The sequence below is a fragment of the Streptomyces sp. NPDC054847 genome (assembly GCF_053610925.1).
In genome coordinates this window covers 1-1,621 of record NZ_JBSGZJ010000748.1, presented here as the reverse complement: position 1 = coordinate 1,621, position 1,621 = coordinate 1, and the positions used below count along the sequence as shown (strand labels likewise).

Below are 1,621 nucleotides of genomic sequence, written 5' to 3'. Positions count from 1 at the left end.
CTGCCGGCGCGTGGAGGCGGCGGTCCACGCCCTGGTGGCGCCGCCGTCCGCCCCCGCGGCCGTGGCGGCTGCTCCCGTACCCGGGCACCACCCGGGGGCCGAGGCCGCACTCGCGCACCTCCACGGCCTGGAGCGCGCTCTCGCGGAGTTGGCCGCTCCCGTCCGCACGTCGCCGCGTGCGCCGCTCGTAGCGGCCTGAGCCGTTCCCCGCGACCGGTCGCACACCGGTCACCCCGACCGCCGGATTGGTCTGGACCAACCTGCTACCTTCGTGGCGGCAGCAGTGATCCGTGACGGACGGCCGGCGGGCCGAAGAGGGGCGGCACAGTGGCGGACAACAGCGCGGTACGGGCTTTCATCGGCTCTTACACCTCGTCGGGAGGGCGCGGCATCGTGGCCGCGACCGTGGACCCGGTGACCGGAGCGCTCACCGGGACAGGAGCGAGCGACGCCCTCGCCGATCCCTCTTACCTGGCCGCCGTCACGACGCCGGCCGGCACCGTCCTCTACGCGGTCTCCGAGACGGCGGACGGGGCGGTGGCGGCCTTCGCCGCCACCGGCGGCGATCCGCGGCCCATCGGCCGTCGGGTGCCCGTGGGCGGCGAGTCCCCGACGCACATCGCGGTCTCGCAGGGACACCTGATGACCGCCAACTACGGCTCCGGCAGCGTGAGCGTCCTGCCCGTCGGAACGGACGGCGCGCCCGGACCCCTCGGTGGCGTCATGCGGCACGAGGGGAACGGCCCCGTGGCCGAGCGCCAGAGCACGCCGCACGCCCACCAGGTACTGCCGGACCCGACCGGGCGCTGGGTGCTCAGCGTCGACCTCGGGACCGATTCCGTACGGATCTGCGCGCTCGACACCGCCGCGGACGCCCTCACGCCCCACCGCGAGACGCCGCTGCGCCCGGGGACCGGGCCGCGCCACCTCGCCTTTCACCCTGACGGGCGGCACGCCTACGTACTCGGTGAGCTCGAGCCGACCGTCACCCTCTGCCGCTGGGACCCGGCCGCCGGCCTGCTGGAACCGGTCGGCGAGACGAGGGTGGTGCCTGACGGCACGACGGGCCCCGTCCACCCATCCGCGCCGGTCGTCTCACGCGACGGCCGGCACCTGTGGGCCGCGGTCCGTGGGCACGACAGCATCGCCGTGCTCGCGCTCGACGCGACGGGGGAGCGGGCGACGCTCGTCACGAACGTGCCGTGCGGCGGGCACTGGCCACGGGATCTGGCGCTGGACCCGACGGGCCGCCGGCTCTACGTGGCGAACGAGCGCTCGGGCGACGTGACCTGGTTCACTGTCGACCCGGCCACCGGCATCCCGCACCGCGACGGGTCGCTCGCCGTCCCGGCGGCGTCCTGCGTCGTCTTCGCCCCCTGACCTTCCCGGCGGACGGTGTCCCGGGGGCGTACGGGGCGTGCGCCCTCAGCGCCGACTGGAGGGCCGCCACCGGGCTCGGGCGACGCCCGGCACGCCGGGCGCCCGCAGGGCATCGAGGACCGCGGTGCCCTGACCGGCCGCCGCGCAGCCGGTGAGCAGCACCGCTCGTGCCGCGTGCCGGTCAGCCGGGCGCGCGGCATGCGATGCCGTTCGTACGCGCAGGGCCCGGGCCGGGTGACTC

2 protein-coding genes and 1 pseudogene are annotated in these 1,621 nt (G+C 76.4%); 2 read left to right on the top strand and 1 reads right to left on the bottom strand.

What is annotated here, in order from left to right:
• Together ACWGH4_RS34940 and ACWGH4_RS34935 are read left to right on the top strand one after the other, a co-directional pair.
• Positions 1 to 199: pseudogene (locus ACWGH4_RS34940) on the top strand (FUSC family protein); the annotation flags it as partial.
• 128 nt (positions 200 to 327) lie between these two features.
• Entirely contained in the window at positions 328 to 1,380 is a 1,053-nt protein-coding gene (locus ACWGH4_RS34935) for a lactonase family protein (RefSeq protein WP_453467915.1), read from the top strand.
• Between the two features lie 45 nt (positions 1,381 to 1,425).
• Here the strand turns inward: ACWGH4_RS34935 and ACWGH4_RS34930 are convergent.
• The coding region (locus ACWGH4_RS34930) for a hypothetical protein (RefSeq protein ID WP_453467913.1) at positions 1,426 to 1,621 on the bottom strand (196 nt) is incomplete at its 5' end.